General features: G+C 67.1%; 16 protein-coding genes and 3 pseudogenes. 11 read left to right on the top strand and 8 right to left on the bottom strand.

Annotation, left to right across the window (positions count from 1 at the left end):
- Positions 1-9: 9 nt before the first annotated feature.
- Together fmdA and AMK25_RS06770 are read left to right on the top strand one after the other, a co-directional pair.
- On the top strand, positions 10-1,263 hold the full coding sequence (fmdA, locus tag AMK25_RS06775) for a formamidase (RefSeq protein WP_073827272.1): 1,254 nt from the start codon (positions 10-12) through the stop codon (positions 1,261-1,263).
- A gap of 98 nt (positions 1,264-1,361) precedes the next feature.
- A complete protein-coding gene (locus tag AMK25_RS06770; protein ID WP_073827271.1) occupies positions 1,362-1,691 on the top strand; it encodes a cupin domain-containing protein in 330 nt (109 codons plus the stop codon).
- Between the two features lie 15 nt (positions 1,692-1,706).
- On the opposite strand, the gene mraY is transcribed toward AMK25_RS06770, so the two are convergent.
- Positions 1,707-2,810 (bottom strand): phospho-N-acetylmuramoyl-pentapeptide-transferase, encoded by a 1,104-nt coding sequence (gene mraY, locus AMK25_RS06765; RefSeq protein ID WP_073827270.1) that lies wholly within the window; start codon positions 2,808-2,810, stop codon positions 1,707-1,709.
- A 174-nt stretch (positions 2,811-2,984) separates the two neighbouring features.
- Here mraY and AMK25_RS06760 point away from each other — a divergent pair, with 174 nt between their 5' ends.
- The 7 genes and pseudogenes from AMK25_RS06760 (at position 2,985) to AMK25_RS32645 (ending at position 8,849) form a co-directional block, all read left to right on the top strand.
- On the top strand, positions 2,985-3,194 hold the full coding sequence (locus AMK25_RS06760) for a hypothetical protein (RefSeq protein ID WP_073827269.1): 210 nt from the start codon (positions 2,985-2,987) through the stop codon (positions 3,192-3,194).
- 917 nt (positions 3,195-4,111) lie between these two features.
- Positions 4,112-4,411, top strand: a complete 300-nt coding sequence (locus tag AMK25_RS06755; protein WP_158070661.1) for a transposase — start codon at positions 4,112-4,114, stop codon at positions 4,409-4,411.
- A gap of 626 nt (positions 4,412-5,037) precedes the next feature.
- Positions 5,038-6,468: a group II intron reverse transcriptase/maturase gene (ltrA, locus tag AMK25_RS06750; protein ID WP_073827767.1), complete on the top strand. Its 1,431-nt coding sequence runs from the start codon at positions 5,038-5,040 to the stop codon at positions 6,466-6,468.
- A gap of 54 nt (positions 6,469-6,522) precedes the next feature.
- Complete coding sequence (locus AMK25_RS06745) at positions 6,523-7,377, top strand: IS3 family transposase (RefSeq protein WP_143194703.1); 855 nt, start codon at positions 6,523-6,525, stop codon at positions 7,375-7,377.
- 120 nt (positions 7,378-7,497) lie between these two features.
- A pseudogene (locus tag AMK25_RS06740) lies at positions 7,498-8,232 on the top strand (transposase family protein).
- Between the two features lie 57 nt (positions 8,233-8,289).
- A pseudogene (locus AMK25_RS33205) lies at positions 8,290-8,451 on the top strand (IS3 family transposase); the annotation flags it as partial.
- Positions 8,452-8,618: 167 nt separating this feature from the next.
- Positions 8,619-8,849, top strand: a complete 231-nt coding sequence (locus AMK25_RS32645; RefSeq protein WP_241826268.1) for a hypothetical protein — start codon at positions 8,619-8,621, stop codon at positions 8,847-8,849.
- 15 nt (positions 8,850-8,864) lie between these two features.
- On the opposite strand, the gene AMK25_RS31840 is transcribed toward AMK25_RS32645, so the two are convergent.
- From AMK25_RS31840 to AMK25_RS06720, 3 genes are all read right to left on the bottom strand, one after another.
- A complete protein-coding gene (locus AMK25_RS31840; protein ID WP_143194702.1) occupies positions 8,865-9,572 on the bottom strand; it encodes a hypothetical protein in 708 nt (235 codons plus the stop codon).
- Positions 9,573-9,916: 344 nt separating this feature from the next.
- Positions 9,917-11,923, bottom strand: a complete 2,007-nt coding sequence (locus tag AMK25_RS06725) for a hypothetical protein (protein WP_143194701.1) — start codon at positions 11,921-11,923, stop codon at positions 9,917-9,919.
- Between the two features lie 217 nt (positions 11,924-12,140).
- Positions 12,141-12,731 carry a toll/interleukin-1 receptor domain-containing protein gene (locus AMK25_RS06720; RefSeq protein WP_073827266.1) on the bottom strand — a complete coding sequence of 197 codons (591 nt, stop codon included), beginning with the start codon at positions 12,729-12,731 and terminating at the stop codon, positions 12,141-12,143.
- A 546-nt stretch (positions 12,732-13,277) separates the two neighbouring features.
- Between AMK25_RS06720 and AMK25_RS33200 the strand changes: the two are divergent.
- Positions 13,278-13,478, top strand: a pseudogene (locus AMK25_RS33200) (helix-turn-helix domain-containing protein); the annotation flags it as partial.
- Between the two features lie 210 nt (positions 13,479-13,688).
- Complete coding sequence (locus AMK25_RS06715; protein ID WP_241826267.1) at positions 13,689-14,573, top strand: hypothetical protein; 885 nt, start codon at positions 13,689-13,691, stop codon at positions 14,571-14,573.
- A gap of 559 nt (positions 14,574-15,132) precedes the next feature.
- Here the strand turns inward: AMK25_RS06715 and AMK25_RS06710 are convergent.
- Genes AMK25_RS06710 through AMK25_RS06695 form a run of 4 tightly spaced genes read right to left on the bottom strand, consistent with a single transcriptional unit; the run spans position 15,133 to position 18,689 of the window.
- The gene (locus AMK25_RS06710) at positions 15,133-15,762 is read right to left on the bottom strand and encodes a response regulator (protein WP_073827264.1); all 630 of its coding nucleotides are present in this window, start codon (positions 15,760-15,762) and stop codon (positions 15,133-15,135) included.
- Positions 15,763-15,764: 2 nt separating this feature from the next.
- On the bottom strand, positions 15,765-17,027 hold the full coding sequence (locus AMK25_RS06705) for a sensor histidine kinase (protein ID WP_073827263.1): 1,263 nt from the start codon (positions 17,025-17,027) through the stop codon (positions 15,765-15,767).
- A gap of 3 nt (positions 17,028-17,030) precedes the next feature.
- Positions 17,031-17,771, bottom strand: a complete 741-nt coding sequence (locus tag AMK25_RS06700) for an ABC transporter permease (RefSeq protein ID WP_073827262.1) — start codon at positions 17,769-17,771, stop codon at positions 17,031-17,033.
- A 9-nt stretch (positions 17,772-17,780) separates the two neighbouring features.
- Positions 17,781-18,689 carry an ABC transporter ATP-binding protein gene (locus tag AMK25_RS06695; RefSeq protein ID WP_073827261.1) on the bottom strand — a complete coding sequence of 303 codons (909 nt, stop codon included), beginning with the start codon at positions 18,687-18,689 and terminating at the stop codon, positions 17,781-17,783.
- Between the last annotated feature and the right edge of the window lie 92 nt (positions 18,690-18,781).

The raw sequence follows: 18,781 nt of genomic DNA, 5'->3' as shown, positions 1-18,781 counted from the left end.
CCCGAGACCGTGCCTGAACTGCTGTTCTCCCTCGACTCCGCGAAGAGGTTCACCGACCAGGAGAAGGTCGGGCACAACCGCTGGCATCCCGACATCCCACCCGTGGCGACGGTACGGCCCGGACAGTCGTTCCGCGTCCACTGCCGCGAGTGGTTCGACGGCGCGATCCACAACGACGACTCCGCCGAGGACATCCGGGACGCTCCGCTGACCCGGGTCCACGCGCTCAGCGGCCCGTTCGCGGTAGAGGGCGCCGAGCCGGGCGACCTGCTCATGGTCGACATCCTCGACATGGGCCCCATCCCGCAGGAGTCAGGTCCGCTGGCCGGCCAGGGCTGGGGTTACACGGGCATCTTCCCCACCGGCAACGGCGGCGGCTTCCTCACCGAGCAGTTCCCCGACGCCTACAAGGCGGTCTGGGACTTCTCCGGCCGCAAGGCCACCTCCCGGCACATCCCCGGAGTCTCGTTCACCGGGATCGCCCACCCGGGGCTGATGGGCACCGCCCCGTCCGCGTCGCTGCTGGCCACCTGGAACCAGCGGGAGGGTGCGCTGATCGCCACCGCGCCCGACCGGGTGCCGCCCCTGGCCCTGCCCCCCGAGCCGCAGGACGCGATCCTCGGCCGCCTCACCGGCGCCGACTTCGACCGGGTGGCCGCGGAGGCGGCGCGGACCGCTCCACCCCGGGAGAACGGCGGCAACCAGGACATCAAGAACTTCACAGTCGGCAGCCGGGTCTTCTACCCCGTGTACCTGCCGGGAGCCAACCTGTCCCTCGGCGACCTGCACTTCTCCCAGGGCGACGGGGAGATCACCTTCTGCGGCGCGATCGAGATGGGCGGCTTCGTCGACCTGCACGTGGACCTGATCAAGAACGGCATGCAGACGTACGGCGTCGCCGAGAACGCGATCTTCATCCCGGGCGACACCCCGCCGCAGTTCTCCCGGTGGCTGGCCTTCTCCGGGATCTCCGTAACCCTCGACGGCGAACAGCGGTACCTCGACTCGCAGCTGGCCTACCAGCGCGCCTGCCTGCACGCGATCGACTACCTGACCCGCTTCGGCTACCAGCCGGAACAGGCGTACCTGCTGCTCGGCGCCGCACCGATCGAGGGCCGGCTCTCCGGCGTGGTGGACATCCCCAACTCCTGCGCGACCGTCTACCTGCCCACCGAGATCTTCGACTTCGACATCCGCCCCTCGGCCTCCGGCCCGGCCCGCATCGATCCGGGCAGCGGCGCCCCGAAGGCCACCATGAGCTGAGCAGGTGACCCCGAAGGCTGGTAGTTCGGCGACGGGCGATCACGCTACGGTTCCCGGATGAGCATCGTGCCCGGCGCGACGAGGAGATGGGACACGTCATGCAGAAGTCATCCCTGACCGCGCTGGCCCGCGAGCAGCTGGAGCGCGCGCACACCTCCTCCAGCGGCCGCAGCAGCTCCACCGTCTACGGCGGTCACGAGCACAAGCTCCGCCAGACGGTGATCGCACTGACCGCCGGCCAGGTGCTCAGTGAGCACGAGAACCCCGGCGAGGCCACCGTCCACGTCCTGCGCGGCCGGGTCCGGCTCGGCGCCGGCGAGGCGTCCTGGGACGGCGCACCCGGCGACCTGCTGATCGTGCCGGACCGCCGGCACACGTTGGAGGCGCTCGAAGACTCCGCCGTGCTGCTCACCGTCGCCAAACGCTGACGGATACCGGGTCCCTCATCCGACGGCCGCCAGGAAGTCCGAGTAGAACAGGCCCAGGCCCGCCGCGACGCAGACACCGGCCACGATCCAGAACCGGACCACGATGGTGGACTCGCTCCATCCGGCCAACTCGAAGTGGTGGTGCAACGGCACCATCCGGAAGACCCGTCGGCCGGTGGTCCGGTACGAGACGATCTGGATCACCCACGTCGTGGTGATGAGGACGAAGAGCCCGCCGATCAGGATGGAGAGCAGCGTGGTGCGGGTCACCACCGCGAGCCCGCCGATCAGGCCGCCCAGCCCGAGCGCGCCCACGTCACCCATGAAGATCCGCGCCGGGGAGGTGTTCCACCAGAGGAAGCCCACGCAGGCGCCGGCCGCCGCCGCCGCGATCATGGCGATCTCCAGGGGGTCGCGGACCTGGTAGCAGTACTCGTTCACGCGGGCGTACCCGTCGTCGGCGCACCAGTGCCGGTACTGCCAGAAGCCGATCAGCGAGTACGCGCCGAGCACCAGGATCGACGCGCCGGTGGCGAGACCGTCGAGGCCGTCGGTGAGGTTCACGCCGTTCGACATCGCCGTGATCACGAATACGAAGACCAGGACCGCGCCGACCTTGCCGACGTCCAGCCAGCTGATGTCGCGGATGAGCGAGATGTGCTCGCTGGCCACCGTCTGCCCGTTGGTGCTGGGCACGTACAGCGCGGCCATGCCGAACCCGCCGCCGACGAGTGCCTGGCCGAGCAGCTTGCCCTTGGCGGACAGCCCGTCGGAGTTGCGGCGGCGCACCTTGAGGAAGTCGTCGAAGAAGCCGACCGCGCCGCAGAAGACGAACAACCCGAGCAGCACCAGGGCCGTCATGGTCGGCCCTTCCTGCGCGATCTGCCGCTCGGGCAGCGTGGTCAGGGCGAGATGCCCGGCGACGTACGCGAGGACCGTCGCCACGATGAAGACGACGCCGCCCATCGTGGGCGTGCCCTTCTTGCCCTCGTTGCTGGCCAGCCCGATGGACCGGATCGGCTGACCGGCCTTGAGCGCGCTGAAGACGCGGATCGCCACCGGCGTACCGAACAGGGAGATCACGAACGCGACAGCGGCCGCGACGATGACGGCCCTCACCGGCGGACGTCCGCGAGATCCGGATTTCGTATCGCGTCCCCACCGCTCTTCGCGAAGTCATCGATCACGACACGTGAGCTTGCCATCCGGAGGCGCACGGAGCAGCCCTTGAACCTCGCCGCGCCGCTTTTCGCAACCCGCCGGCGCTGGCGCGCACGCCGTAGCGTCGACGGCATGACGACGATTGTGGTGTCGCTCGTGGTGGCCCTGGTGGTGGTACTCGCGCTCGTGTTCTTCGTGGCCCGGCGGGACCGGGCGAGGCGCTCGCCGGACGAGGACTCGACTGCGGTCCGCCAGGCCGCCGCCGACCGGAGCAGGCATGACGCGCAGCGCCACGCCGCGTCGGGCATCGCGGACCGGCACCGCAACCCGCCGAGCACGTAGGCACCACCGCCGGGTGCGGTTGCGCGTACACCGGATCCCGAGCGTATGGGCGACGCCGAGACGCTTGCCGGAACCGAGATCGGCTGGTTGCAAGACCGTAACCGGGCAGCAGTAGTCGCTGCTCTGGCCATGCTGCACGCACGCGGTCCTGGCGGCATGGGCCGGGTGAATACGCCACACGGGCTCGCTTCCGCCCGGCGCCGAGCCGCTGAAGCGGGCGGTGCACGCCGCCCTGTGCGAATCTGTCGGCCCCGGGGAACTCGCCCAGCAGAAGCGTGTGCAGCGAGCGCTTCGCGACGTGCGACGGAGCCTGACCGAGCAGGGCTTCGCGCAGTCGCCCAGCCGACGGGTGCTGCTGCCGATCCGCTGCCGCCGGCGTTGCTCGTGAACCTGGTGGCCGCGGGAGTGGTCGGCGTGACCGAGTGACTGGCGGCCGCTGTGGTTCTTCTAGGAAGCGCGGTCTGGTGGCTGCCCCGCCGTACCGTCGCCGGAGCGCGGGCCCTGCCGCCGTCCGGGTTCGGCACAGCGACCTCGTCGAGCGATCCGATCTGAAACCGGCGGACGTCGGATTGGCGGTAGTGCTCTCGGCACCCGCGCGGCGCAGGCGCTGATGCCGAGGTTCACCTGGGACACCGGTCTGCTCGACGGCGGCCTGTCCTCACACCAGGTCGACAGCCGCCTCGATTGGTCGCCGTGGGGCACGGACACCAGCAGCTTCTGGAACTGAGCAGCCCTTACCCGCGACCACGGCCGCCGCTTGGTCGTCGACGCCGGGTTCGCGTACGCGTGTAGCAGGTCGGATTAATCGGTGGCGGCGCGGGCAGCCAACCTCGCAGAATCATCCGGTGGCTGAGGTTCCCCCGGTAGCTCGGAGGCTTTCGATCGTGGTCTTATAGGCCCTGACCAGGAGGTTCTCTGTGCCCGCCCCTCGTAAGTACCCGGACGAGTTGCGCCAGCGTGCGGTGCGGCTCTACCGGGAGTCCGACCCCAAACCAGTGATCAAGCGTCTGGCCGAGCAACTCGGTGTGCATCCCGAAGCTTTGCGTAACTGGATCCGCCAGGACGAGGCCGATCACGGTGAGCGCTTCGACCGGCCCACCTCCGACGAGGCCGAGGAACTGCGCCGGCTGCGCAAGGAGAACGCCGAGCTGCGCAGAGCCAACGAGATCCTGAAGGCCGCCTCGGCTTTTTTCGCATCGGAACTGTGCGCCACGTAGCGCTGATTGATCGAGGAGGGTGAGAGACCTTCCCGTCGGGCCGTCGCAGCGGTCCGGTTGAAGCCTGGGGGCAGCCTGAACTGCGCAATGGCGGGGAAGGTGGCAAGCGGCCCTGACAAAGGCGGGACGTGCCGGGACTGCCAGACGGTGCGGGTTCGTCGAGGCGAGGCCAGAAGGTGTAACGCGAGTGAACCAGTGATTGACGCTCCGTAACAGCGAAGCCGGCTCCAATCTGGTGGATACGGGCCGGTGAGCAGCGCACGACCCCGAGGGCTTCGGTCGCCGGGGTGGACTCCGAAGCCGTTTAGCTCCGGCGGTGGGGAGGCCATGGTGAAGGCCTGCGGCGTAGCCGTGGCGATGCTGCCGGAGTAGAGCTGGGCACCTCCCTGGCCGATCGATCGATGTGGTGAACGTGGGAACCGACCGGTGTCCGCCGGGTTTCCGTCCTTCCAGGGCGGGGCTGGGCAGGTGTGTTGCCGCTGATGGGTGACCGGTCGGGGCGGAGGCCTCGTAGTAGTCGCGGGCGTGACGACCCGCCGCCGGGGTCCGGGAGAGCCGGACACAGGGCGAAGGGGGCCAGCAAGTCAGGCAGGGCGGATGCTGGAATGCCAGGAGGGATGTCGCCGGTGAACACCGACGATCCGGAGTTGGCCCTGTTGCGGGCTGAGGATCGGGTACTGGAGATCCAGACCAAGCTGCACCGTTGGGCTCGTGATGGTCCTCATCGCCAGTTCAGTGACCTGTTCAACCTTGTCACCGATCCCGCGTTCCTGTTGGTGGCGTGGGGTCGGGTGCGGAGCAACAAGGGTGCCAAGACCGCCGGAGTGGACGGCCGGACCGCGCTGTCGATCGTGCTGCGTGTCGGTGTCGAGGAGTTCCTCGACGGGCTGCGGGCCTCGTTGAAGGACCGCAGCTTCCGGCCGCTGCCGGTGCGGGAGAGGATGATCCCGAAGCCCGGCGGCAAGCTGCGCCGGTTGGGGATCGCCACGATCACCGACCGGGTGGTCCAGGCATCTGTGAAGCTGGTGTTGGAGCCGATCTTCGAGGCGGACTTCCTCCCATGTTCTTATGGGTTCCGTCCGGGGCGCCGGGCTCATGACGCGGTGGCCGAGATCCGTTACCTGGCCACGAATCCACGCAGGTACGAGTGGATCGTGGAAGGCGACATCAAGGCCTGCTTCGACGAAATCGACCACACCGCCCTGATGGTCCGGGTGCGTGGCCGGATCATCGACAAGCGCGTCCTGGACCTGGTGAAGGCGTTCCTGAAAGCCGGGATCCTCGGTGAGGATCGGCAGCTTCGGGAGACGAACGCCGGAACCCCGCAAGGGTCGATCCTGTCCCCACTGCTGAGCAACCTCGCCCTGTCGGTGCTGGACGAGCACATCGCTAGGCGGCCCGGGGGTCCGGGCTCCAGCCCGGGCGAGAGGGCTGGGCGGCTGCGGCGCGGTCTGCCGAACTTCAAGTTGGTCCGGTATGCCGACGACTGGTGCCTGATGATCAGGGGCAGCCAGTCCGACGCCGTGGGCTTGCGGGACGAGATCGCCGGGGTGTTGTCGACGATGGGTTTGCGCCTGTCGCCGGACAAGACTCTGGTCACCCACATCGATAAGGGACTGGACTTCCTCGGATGGCGCATCCAGCGTCATCGCAAGAGGGGGACCAACCGGTACTTCATCTATACCTATCCGGCCAAGAAGTCACTGAAAGCGGTGATGGCCAAGGTCAAGGCGCTGTGCCGGCAGGTCGAGGTGAGCCAACCGCTGGACGAGCTGATCCGTCGGCTCAACCAGGCAGTTCGCGGCTGGTGCGCCTACTTCCGGCCCGGAGTGTCGTCGGCGACCTTCGCCTACCTCAGCCACTACCTGTGGCAGACGGTATGGCGATGGCTGCGACGTAAACACCGCCGGGCCACCTGGAAGGAACTGCGCCGTCAGTATTGCGGCGGTGGTTGGTGGCCGCGCGGGCAGCGGGAACTGTTCGACCCGGAAACGCTGGGCACGACCCGGTATCGCTACCGCGGCTCGATCATCCCGTCGCCCTGGCCGACCGCGTGACGAGGCACACCACCAGCACTATCGGGACTTGTGGAGAGCCCGGTGCATTGAAAGGTGCACGCCGGGTTCGGGAAGCGGCCCGCAGAAACAGGCCGACCAAGGTCGGAACTGCGCTGCGGGCCGACTTCACCGACCCGACCCGGCGACGGTCATGACGCTTGTCAACGAGCTGAAGGGCCGCTTCGGGTCGAGCCCATCCTCCGGGTCCTGAACATCGCGGCGTCGACCTACTACGGATGGCTGGCCCGAGACGCCGCTCCCGGACCGCGGGAGGTCGAGGATCGCGGTCTGCTGTCAGAGATCGTCGACATCCACGACCGGTCCGGGCAGACCTACGGCAGCCCGCGCGTGCACGCCACCCTCGCCCGCCGGGGCATCCGCGTCGGCCGCAAGCGCGTCGAGCGGCTGATGCGTGAACACGACCTGCACGGCGCGTTCCTACGCAAGGGCTGGCGGGGCGGGTCCACGAAGCAGAACCCGAAAGCCGATCCGGCGCCGGACCTGGTCAACCGGAACTTCACCACCGACGCCCCGAACCGGCTGTGGGTGGCCGACGCCACCCGGATCGTCACGGGTGACGGGGTGTTGTGGCTGGCCGCGGTGCGTGACGCATTCTCCAACCGAATCGTGGGCTGGAAGACCTCCGACCGGTGCAACACCGACCTCGTCCTGGGCGCACTCGAGTACGGGATCTGGTCACGTGACGTGCGCGACGGACAGTTGATCCACCACTCGGATCGCGGATCGACCTACACCGCGATCAAGTTCTCCGAACGCCTGGCAGACAACGGCATCCTGCCCTCGATGGGCTCCGTCGGCGACTCCTACGACAACGCACTGAGCTCTTTTCATCGTGATCAAGGGCGGTTGAGCAGGCAGGCGGGGGCGGCGTGTCGATTGTCCGGATAGGACGAAGCTCCCGGTAGGACAGCAGTCGACCAAGACGCACTGCCCAGCACGGGAGCTTCGTTGCTGACCTGTCCTGCCAGCATCCCGCTGTCCACGCGCAGCCTGACCCGCCTGACCGAGATGATCCGCGACCGCCGACGTGCGCTCGGCGGCCGCTGGCGGAGGCTGCCTGCGCAGCAGCAGGCGCTGATGGCCCTGGCCCATCTGCGCAACGGCGACACCCTCACCCGCCTCGCGGCCGGCTTCGAGGTGTCGGTGGCCACCGTGTGGCGGTACCTACGCGAGGCCGTCGACCTGCTCGCCGCCTGCGCCGACGACCTCACCGCCGCCATGCGTCGGGCTGCCCGGTTGGCGTACGCGATCCTCGACGGCACGCTGATTCCCATCGACCGGGTCGCTGACCAGCGGCCGTACTACTCCGGTAAGCACAAGCGCCACGGGGTGAACGTGCAGGTCCTGGCCGACCCGGCCGGGCGGTTGGTCTGGGCGGTTGGTCTGGGCGTCGGCCGCGCTGCCCGGCGCGGTCCACGACCTCACCGCCGCCCGCGCCCACGGCATCATCGAGGCGCTGACCAGGGCAGACGTGCTGACCTTCGCCATTAGGGCTATCAGGGAGCCGGCGGAAGCGTGCGCACGCCGTTCAAGCGCCACCGCTACCGACCGAAGCTGTCCCGCCGCCAGCGGGCCGTCAACCGTGGTCATGCCCGGCTCCGCGCCCGCGGCGAACGAGCCATCGCCACGCTGAAGACCTGGAAGATCCTGACCAAGCTGCGTTGCTGTCCCCGCCGCGCTACGGCGATCGTGCAGGCCATCCTCGTCCCGCACCGCGTCGAGACCAGCCGCTACTCAGGATGAAAACGGCTCACTGATGGAGAACTTCTTCTCCACCCTGAAGATCGAACTGTTTACCGATGCTCGTGGCGCACCCGCGACGAGGCGGAGAACGCGATCTTCACCTACATCGACGGCTGGTACAACCGCGAACGCATCCAGAAAGACCTCGGCTGGCTGTCCCCGGACGCGAGTACGAGGCTGCCTGGTACGCAAAGAACATCGATCCAACGAACCCCGTAAACACCACCCGTGAGCAGGCCGTAGCCTGCTAACCAGCCCTCCGCGTTATCGGGGGAACCTCAGGCATCACCCCAGATGGTTCTGTCCGACCTCCGTGAGGCGTGGCGCCGGGCAACCGACTCCTGGGCCTCTACCTGCACGGATCGTTGGTAGCCGGCGACTTCGCCGTGAACCGCAGTGACCTCGACCTGCTCGCGGTACTCGTCGATGATCCGGACGAGAAGCTCCTCGACGTACTCGCCGAACTGCAGTCGGACCTCGACCGGCGGCACCCGCAGTGGGCAGGCCGGATCGAGGTGGATTACGTGTCGCTGGACGTGGCGCACGGCGGCGCCAACCGGGACCTGTTGTTCATCATCAGGCCCACGACGAGGGCTACGTACAGCGCCTGGATTTGAACATGTTTACGACGCTTACGAACGCCGGGGCGCGTTGGCGGACGGCCCATCTACACCAGGTCGGGGCGGCACCGTGCTGGCGGGTTTCAGCTTCACAGGCGAAAGAACGGGAGGCTCCATCCAACCAGCAGGGGCAGGACGTTTGCGTGACACCGCCTCACGTATACGATCCGTCAGCTCATCTCTGAACCGCTCGATGTCGACAGCTTGCATCACACCTTTGTCAATAAGATATTTGAGCAACTCTGATGACCGCGCGTCGCGCGCCTCGTCACGATCAATGCCAGTCTTGCAAAGCTGCAAGATAAGGTCAAAGAACCCTCCCGTGTCCTGCGGGTTCGCGGTCAAGTGCGCGAGCATTAGCTGGTAGGGGTCCAGATCCAGTCCACCAACCGCCGCCAAGGCTTCCTTTTGCCTTTCCAGCTCGCCCGCGTGTTCAATACACTTGATCTCATTAGCACGCACGGCGGCCAACTTCGCCTGCTCATGTTGCTCAGCCTCAATCTCCCTACGGCGTTGCGAATCTCTACACTCGGCCAGATACTGACGCGCAGCAGGGTCGGGGACCAGCTGTGCGTTCATGTGATAAATGCTAATTCCTTCAGGAAGGACGATCCCTTTGGCGTATTCACGATTGAACAGCTCCTCGGCGAGATGAGTCTCATCGAGTTCGAACTCGCGCACCGTCGCCCTAAGCGCTGCTGCGACGTAGTTGAGAATCACGGAGGCACCGTAGGTGATGTTGCGACGGACCACCTCAGCCGGATCCGTAACACGGAACCCGATATTTAGAGTCGCCTCCAGATAATGAGCGTGCCTCGCAGTCGGCAGGTCCAGTTCTCCCAGTTTTGCGACCCGCCGATGGTCGGCTACGTCTACCTCGTATCGCGTCCAGCCGAACAACGGCACCTGACGGCCCCGCTTGAGGCCAGCAGTGGCCCGATCGGTTACTTCACCAGCAGCGTTTGAGTACACAACAGCTACCCCCGGCATCGAGGCAGGGGTGCGCTGCCACCCGGACCAGAGGACAGGCGCCGAGCGAATGATAGGTTGAAATCCACGTGCCACTATTTTTGCTCCAGGTTCGTGCCGTCAGTCTCGAGTCGGTAGAGATATACATCGATGGCGCCTACGGTTCTCTCCAGCGGCTGCAGGTGATCGGGACTGCGCCAGCGATCGACTAGGTGGCGTACCGTTTGCCGCATCCGCTCGTCTTGCTGATATAAGGCACCGACAAGATATGTGAATGCCAGCCGCATCGTTTGATTTTTTTCCGCCATGACCGCCCAGCCGGTAAGAGTTGCGACGGCTTGACCGCCGAAAGTCCAGGACTGCAGCGCATTTGCCCACAAGAGACGCAGTCTGCCTCGCAGCCCTTGGTCGCCATCGGCGAGGACGAGCAGGATCGGCCATAGCTCCGGCACTCCGCGTTGGTCGTCACCCATTTCGGCAACCAGCGAGCCTGCGGCTTCGAGGAACGCCCACTGCGCTGCCGGCTCTCGGCGGTAGTTCGGCAACCAGTCGCACAGCGCCGACAGGACCGGGCCCACGAGCTGGCAGTCAGCCCGCCCAGCAAGATCGGAGAGGCTACGCCCGACAGAGATCAAGACCTCGAGATCGTCGACCGCGGCAAGCCTCCCGAGCCGGTCGATCAACCACACTGGGTCGATCGAGGCGAGGCTTACGCCGTACGCCCGGGCCGCCGTAGCCCGCGTTCGAGAGTTGGCTTGGGCTCCACCATGCCATTCCTCGACGAGACGTACCACATTCGCCGCTGTGGAAGCGGTCGCCGCAGGCACCCGGAGTGCGTTAGCGACCGCTTCTCGGCGCAGGTAGTCCTCGTCCCGGGCCCAAGGGGCGAACATGCGGTGGTGGAGATAGTCAAAGTTTTGGACAGAAAGCAGCCCGAGGACTGTTGCAGCACGGATGCGGACGCGCTCCGACTGCTCCCTGGCAGATGCCATCTCGAGTAGCCATTTGGCGATCGCCTCGGTGAGCCGGGTCCGGCGCCAGAAGTGCTGAATGACGCGGCGGGGATACGTCCGTTCGGAGTACTCAACGACGCGCACGACGGTGCGCCCGAAGGAGCCTCGGGTGTACACCTCCCGCAGACACGCGCGGAATTCCTCCAGCCGGTCCTGGTCACCGACCCGCCCGACGTCCATCTGCTTTTTTTTCGTGGCATCCAGTCTCGACATCAGCGCTCGCCCCGTCTCCGCCACCGTTTCATGAGGCATTCCGTCAAGCACTGAGAGGGCCACCGCGAAGCAGATATCCTCGGGCTCGATAAACCCGTCAAGCCAGATGCTGAAGTCGTCGGCGTTCCGGCGGGCCATTCTTTCTCGAACGAGCAAAACGTTGGCCTTGCCGTTTTGGGTAGCGCGTTGGACGAGTTCGGCGAAAGTGGCTGCCCGTCTGCGCGGCAACCGCGGCACCAGGTCGTTGATGGCCGTTCCCATCCCGTCCTGCTCAAGTACCTGCTCCGCCTGGCTACCGAGGCGCCAGCGCAAGTGACTCTCCACTATGGCTCGGTGTGTTGGGGGATCGAACTCTGGAAGGCGGTAATCGAGCGCCTCCTCGTCCGCGAGCCGAGCATCCGGCCCGACAATGATGACGAGCCGAGCCTTGGCCTCCATGAGAAGTTGATCCAGGCTTCGCAGTTGTCGCCCCGAGACAACTATCGCGGCCTCCGGCTCGACGACGAGACCAGCGCCCCTGATGCGGCCGTCCGGCTGCCGTCTTTCCGCCTCAATCGCGCTGGCGAGTAGCGCTAGATCCACGGCCGGGTCCAGAACGTAGATCGTGTCATGGGACGTCTCCAACAAAAGCCTGATCGCGAGAGTCGTTCTGCCGTATCCAGCCGGCGCCTGCATGAGAGAGGTGTTTCGTGCCTCGAAGTCGGCCCGCAGCTTTCCCATACCTCCTGGCGGAACGAACGCAACGCGGGCCGGCTCCAGAAGCAGAGGAGACAGACGATGCATTCGCGCAGGTGTCTCGCTCCGACCGAAGGTGATCATATATTTGTCGCCGCCGACCAGGTCGCCTTGAATGAGCACCTGCTCCGCTTCTTCCAACCACTGTTGTCGCCTAGTCGCGCCCCCGGACTCAGTCTCTGTCGTCGCGTCTGGCGCGGCTCCTGTATCTGCCCGTCCCGTACGGCCATCCACCTTATCCGCGGCGCCGGCAGCTCGGCCCGCGCCCGAGGCTGTGATGTCGCTGCTGGCGGCGGCCGTCTCCTGGGCCTGAACTCGCTCGTCCGGTCCGGAGCCGTCCGCAACCGCGGCCGGAGCCTCACTCATTTGAGGTCACATACTTGGAGCCATTGACAATGTCTCCGCCGACTCGTACACGGCCGTTGAAGGTAATTCCCCCGGCAGCAGGTGCAGTGTCCGCATGCTTGGCGCCGGTGCTACGGCCACTGCTTGCCAGCACAAGCTCGTGGACTCGGTCGAGCAGACACCCAAGGTCCCGGTCCGCGCTCCGATGGCGCAGGGTTAGGTACTGCCGGTGCTCAAGCCCGGCGAGCGACGCTGGCAAAGTATCACCGGACGGCCTTGCGGCACCTCCCACTAACACAGGGATGATAGGAATCCCAATCTTGAGGGCGAATTCTATTTCCTGCCGTACGAAGTCGTCCGTGCGATCTACGCGACGCTTGCCATCCGCATCAGGGGCCAGCCATCTGGGGCCGATAACGACTACCATCGCCGCAGACCGGGCGAGCTGACCCCACAACGCAGGTCGGAAATCTACTCCGAGCGGGATTGATTTGCTGTCGAGAAAAGATGCGCCCTCCCCCAGTCGCTCATCGATGCTCTGCGCCAGCAGGACGGCGGCCGATGGATCATCGCTGTTACGATAACTGATGAAGATCTTTGCCATTGCATTCCAATCCCGAGGTATATCTTCGCCTATTCCGAACACCCGGATCGGCACTCGGTAATATACCCGTCGGACTTCCAGTTAGGGGTACCTCGACGCTCCACCTGCCCTGACGAACTCACTCCCATGGACGATCGGCTGGCGGAGCGGGGAAGTCCAGACGGTGCCCGCTGCCCGCCGAGGGGACAACAGGACACACCGTCTGGCATTCCCATACGCCTGGCCCTCGATCGTGCCCCGACGGCCATGCCGGCTGCAGCCGTCCAGCCGATCGCGGCTGCGGACGCCAGTTCGGGCCACCGCAGGGCTACCGAGCTGGCCGCGATGCCGAGCACAACGGCACCACAGCGCCGCATCAAACCGAGGCAAATGAGCTTCGTTGTCACCCTCATCCAATCCTTGATGTCGATCACTGCTTCGACTCTTCCGTCAAGTCGATTAACTCGTGTAGCCTCGCTAGCAGGTCACTAATAGCAGCATGCACCACCTGAGGGTCGACGGACAGTTGTTGCCCAGCCAGTAACGCCCTAGGCAACGGGAGACGAAATGCGTCGAAACGCCGATAAGGAAGCGCAGTCATTTGGGCCCGCATTGCGGGAACGTCGTAACGCAGCGGGACTTTCACTCACAGAACTGAGTCAGCTGGTTCATTACAGTAAGAGCTACCTCAGCAAGATCGAGACTGGGTTAAAGGTTCCGAGCCTAGATCTGGCGCGCAGGTGCGATGCGCAGTTGGGTGCCAGTGGTGCCCTAGCCGCGCTCGCGCCGCACACGCAACCGAACCCCTCCCCGCCGCCGGCGGGTACAGCGGATGTCTGGGCGATAGGGCTCAATCCCGACGGACACAGTGAGTTCAGTGGAAGGCACCGTCAAGGTCCTCACACCACCGGGGTAGCCACCGTTTACACGTGGAGGTTGCGGCCGACCTCCGGCCCGCGGCACACTGAAGGCGAAACCTTGCCCGCTTTCCTGACGATATTTCAGGAGTCACGCCGTCTCGGACAGACCATCGCACCTGCGGCGCTAATCCCCATGTTGATCGCACAAACCAACGCCCTCCGAATCATGGCGCCGCAGGCGAAATCCGACGATCGAGCTCGCATACTCACCCTCGCGGCGCGCTTCGCCGAGTACACGGGCTGGATGGCTCAGGAGGCCGGCGACGACGGGGCGGCGATGTGGTGGACAGACCACGCTTGTGACCTCGCTGAGGCAGCGGGCTACCACGATCTAGCGGCATACGCACTTGTCCGACAGGCGCTAATCACGATGTATCGTCACAATGCCCCGGACACGGTCGAGCTTTCGAAGCTGGCTCAGGAGCAGACTCAAAATCCCAGGATCTGCGGGCTTGCCGCGCAACGTGAAGCCCAGGGGCACGCCATCGCCGGTGATTACGACGCCTGCCTAAGGGCTCTTGATCGCGCCCGCAACTTGCTGAACGTGCCCGGCGAAGACGATGAACCCATCATCGGCACGTCAACCATCGAGGATCCGGTCACCCTCGCGACGGCTTGGTGCCTCCACGACCTCGGACGTCCCGAAGCAGCGGTCGAAATCTTCGATGCCGCGATCCGCCGCATCCCCGCACACGCGCACCGCGCGAAAGCCCGATACACGGCCCGGTGGGCACTTGCGTTGGCCGCCACCGGAGAGGCAGAGCGGGCATGTCTTGAAGTAGAGCCCGTCCTAGAGGCTCTCGCTCGAGCCGACTCCGCCACAATCCGCGTGGACCTCCGTCGGCTCGCCCAGGAACTTGCGCGGGCACACCACAAGGCAGCAGTGCGGGAACTGGCGCCCCGGCTTGCCTCAGCCCTCCACACTGGCATACTTCACGCTTAATCACCCGCGGTCCCAGACCAGCCGGTTGACTGGCTCCGGTCTGAGCCCTACCTGTGAACGAAGGTCGCCGTGGGGTGACCAGATGGACTCCACTGAATCAGGCCTACCGAGGGCCGTTACTGGCTCGATGCAAGCGGGCGACAGCTGCTGCGCCGCACTCGGCAGGTTGGCAATGCCACTACACCGACTACTCTCTAGCTCGCTCTGAAAGGGCCTCATTGCCCTTATACCCGAGCCGCTGTAACCGACGCCTGACGACCTACAGCCATCCATTTTTCCTAATCCGCCGCCGCGAAGGACTTTTGACGGCAGGAATTTCGAAGCTGACTTGGATGCACAACAGACCAACGACGGCAAGAGCCTTCCTACCGGCCGTCGGATGGGCTGCGCACCACCTCCGACAATGCGGTCGTCACCTCGGACAGCTCACCGGGCCTCATGCCCGCTCAGAGCTAAGTGGCGGTCGTCCACGAATGCGGCCGGCGACCAGCCGTTGCCTCATCGGTGCGGCGATCCGGCTGCGGCCACCAACCTAGTGCGGCCGAGGCGACCACCGTCCTCACCGCCCGGGGGTCAGGTACCCCCGGGAGAACGCCGCCGCCACGGCCGCCGCCCGGTCGTTGACGCTGAGTTTCGCGTACGCGTGCAGCAGGTGCGTCTTGACGGTCGCCTCGCTGATGAACAACTGCCGCGCCGCCTCGCGGTTGGTCGAGCCCCGGGCGACCAGCTCAAGGACCTCCAGCTCCCGCTGCGACAGCGGCTCGGAGGCGGGCTGCCGCATCTGCCGCATGAGCCGCGTCGCGACCGCCGGGGACAGCGCCGCCTGCCCCTGCGCGGCCGCCTCCACCGCGCGGAACAGCTCCTCGCTCGGCGCGTCCTTGAGCAGGTAGCCGGTGGCGCCGGCCTCGACGGCGGGCAGCACGTCGCTGTCCGTGTCGTACGTGGTCAGCACCAGCACGCGGGCCGGCACCCCTCGTCTCGCCAGCTCCCGGATGGCGGTGACACCGTCGACGCGCGGCATCCGCAGGTCCATGAGGATCACGTCCGGCCGGAGCGCCTCCGCCGCGACGATCGCCTCCGCGCCGTCACCCGCCTCGCCGAGCACCTCGAAGCGCGGGTCGGCGCTGAACATTCCGCGTAGCCCGTTGCGTACCACGGGGTGGTCGTCGACGATCAACAGGGAGATCACGATCAGGCTCCGGCGGGGATGGCCGGCACGGTCGCCGAGATCGCCGTACCGCCGCCGGGCTCCGACTCGATGTCCAGCCGCCCGGCGAGTCGCTGCACCCGCTGCCGCATGCCGGCGAGGCCGAAACCCCCGTCCCCGGCGCCGTCGGCGCGCCTGGCGCCGAGCTCGAAACCCACCCCGTCGTCGCGTACGTCGAGCGTCACCAGATCCTCCATGTACGACAGGGTCAGCCCGACCCGGCTGGCGCGGGCGTGCTTGGCCACGTTGGCGAGCGCCTCCTGCGCGGCCCGCAGCAGCGTCACCTCGACGTCGGCGTGCATCGGCCGCGGGTCGCCGGTGGTGGTCAGCACCGCGTCGATGCGGTGCACCTGCGACCAGCGCCGGGTCACGTCGCTTATCGCCTCCGGCAGGCGGGCCTCGGCGAGCACGTCCGGCTGCACCGCGTGCACCGTCCGGCGAGCCTCGGTGAGGCTGTCGCGGGCCAGGTTCCTGGCGTTGTCCACGTGCCGGCGCCACGCCTCGGCCCGGTCGGCGTGCTGCTCGGCGGCCTGGAGCTGGGTGAGGATGCCGGCGAGTCCCTGGGCGAGCGTGTCGTGGATCTCCCGGGCCATCCGCTGCCGCTCGTCCTGCACGCCCGCCTCGCGGGCCTGCACGAGCAGTTGGGCGTGCAGACCGGCGTTCTCCGCGAGCGCCGCCTCCAGCTTGACGTTCGCCTCGTGCAACTCGGTGAGCGCCCGCTTCTGCCTGTGGTTGCGCCGGTCGTCCAGTTCGGCGAAGCGGAAGAACGCCGCGGCCAGCACGATGATGACCAGGGACAGGACCAGCCACTCGTCCACTGTGGCGCCGGACAGGCCGCCGGTGGACGACGCGGCCTGGATCACCGCCGTGGCGGCGACTCCGGCGTACCGCCAGGCGCCCTTGAGGAACAGGAACGCGTGCACGTAGCCGATGAAGGTGAAGATGCCGTACCAGGGGGCGAGCGCCACCACGCTCGCCCCCAGCACGATCAGTCCCACGTAGTACAGGCCCGTCAGCGAACCGCTGTGCCGCCAGCGCGGGTGCCCGTGGAACCCGGCCGTCCAGAGCGCGAGCGCGGCAGTGAGCCCGAGCACCACCGGGAGGTTCAGCGACACGTCCCAGAACGGCAGCACCAGCGTGATGAGCGTGCAGATCGACAGGAGGGCGTACGGCAGGACGGCGAAGAACACCTTCTCGTTGCGTTCCCAGCGGTCGAACTCCGCCCGTAGCTCGGCCTCGATGCTCACGACCTACTCCCAGCGGAAGTACCGCGCGGCCAGCCCGCCGGCCACGATCGTCCACCCCAGCATCACGGCCACGGGCAGCATCTGCGGCCACTGACCGGCGGTGGCGTCCTGCAATGATTGCACGCCCGCGCCGAGCGGGGTGAAGTCGCTGATCGCCCGCAGCACGCCGGGCATGCTGTCGCGCGGGAGCCACAGGCCGGCGAAGAACACGACCGGGAAGAAGAGTACGGTCCCGACCGCCCCGGCGCTCTTGCCGCTGGGCGCGAGCGCGGCGACGAGCAGCCCGATCGCGAACATCGTCACCGCGGCCAGCACGTAACTCGCCAGGTACGCCGGCACGTGCCGGGGCAGCCGTACGCCGAACGCCAGCCGCCCGATTGCGAGCGCGACCAGCATCGTCACCACGGACAGGGCGGTGGACATCAGCAACTGCGCGCCGAGCATCGCCTCCGGCCGGACCGGCGTGGTCCGCATCCGTCGCAGCACACCCTTCTCCCGGTAGGTGGCGAGGAGCTGGCACAGGCTGTTGAGCGCGAACATGGCGAGGCCCAGCGCGACGATGATCGGCACGTACAGATCGATCGTCCGTAACCCGCCGAGGTCCGCGTCGGGCTCCCGGAACGCGGGGATCGCTCCGAAGATGACGAGCAGCAGCGGCGGGAACCCGAGCGCGAAGAAGACGATCATCGGCTCGCGGAAGAACAGTCTGGTCTCGGTGGCGGTGAGCCGGAACAGCGCGGACACGTTGTCTCCTCAGGCGTCGATCGGGCGGCCGGTGAGCGCGACGAACGCGTCGTCCAGCGAGGTCTGCTCGACCCGCAGATCGGCCGCGACGACCTGATGGCGGGCGAGCACGGTGGTCACGGCGAGCAGCAGATTCCCCGTACCGGTCACCACGAGCTGGCTGCCGGCCCGCTCGACCGACGTGACCTCGGGCAACGCGGTGAGCAGGGCGTGGTCCAGCGGCGCGGAGGGCCGGAACCGGATCCGCTGCCGGTCGTCGACGCGCGCCACCAGCCCGGCCGGGGAGTCGAGCGCGACGAGGCGGCCGGCGTCGATCACGGCGAGCCGGTCGCAGAGCCGCTCCGCCTCCGCCATGAAGTGCGTGACCAGCAGGACCGTCACCCCCCGCTCGCGGACACCCTCGATGAGATCCCACGTGTCGCGCCGCGCCTGCGGGTCGAGGCCGGTGGTCAGCTCGTCGAGCACCGCCACCGTCGGGTCGCCGACCAGCGCCAGCGCGATCGACAGCCGCTGCTTCTGCCCGCCGGAGAGCCGCCGGAACTGTGTGCCGAGCTTGTCGGTCAGGCCCAGCGTGTCGACGAGCGCCCGCCAGTCGGCCGGCCGGCGGTAGAAGGAGCTGTACAGCTCCATCGCCTCGCCGACGGTCAGCTTGTCGGGCAGCTCGCTCGCCTGGAGCTGCGCGCCGAGCAGGTGCCGCAGCTCGCCGGTGTCGCGTTGCGGGTCGATCCCGCAGACCCGGACGGTGCCGCCGTCCGGGGTACGCAGCCCTTCGAGGCACTCGACAGTGGTGGTCTTGCCGGCCCCGTTCGGGCCCAGGATGCCGAATATCTCGCCCTGCTCGACGGCGAAGCTGACGCCGTCCACAGCGGTGTGCCCGCCGTAGCGCTTGACGAGGCTGTCCACCTCGATGATTGCCATGGCAGAAGCGTGCCGTCCGGCGCCCGCACCCCGAATCGACTGCGCGGCGAGGACCGTTGCGGAACGCGGTGGGTGCGGCGGTCAACCACCTG

The sequence above is a fragment of the Micromonospora sp. TSRI0369 genome, assembly GCF_001905625.1.
In the GTDB taxonomy this organism is placed as follows: Bacteria; Actinomycetota; Actinomycetes; order Mycobacteriales; family Micromonosporaceae; genus Micromonospora; species Micromonospora echinospora_A.
This window is presented reverse-complemented; position numbering and strand designations above follow the sequence as displayed.